1 pseudogene is annotated in these 205 nt (G+C 40.0%); it reads right to left on the bottom strand.

Features of this window, described 5'->3' with window-relative positions:
• Window positions 1-205: pseudogene (locus AVJ20_RS18830) on the bottom strand (NAD-dependent epimerase/dehydratase family protein); the annotation flags it as partial.

The following is a 205-nucleotide window of genomic DNA, read 5'->3' on the forward strand; positions in this document are numbered from 1 at the left end:
CTAAAATATTGGCTTGTACAACATTCTGAATAAAGCAGAAATCACGACTGGTTTTCACCATCTCCATTAATGAAGACATCCTCACCAGCAATCATGACGCCGTCCATTTCGGAATTACCAGCTGCATAAGCACCGTTTGGATCTTGGCGCTGACCAAAAACATTGAATAACGTAGACCAAATTGCTTTAAAGCCATATGTTTTGT

Origin of the sequence: Acinetobacter sp. CFCC 11171, from assembly GCF_003268405.1 — a bacterium.
Lineage (GTDB): Bacteria > Pseudomonadota > Gammaproteobacteria > Pseudomonadales > Moraxellaceae > Acinetobacter > Acinetobacter amyesii.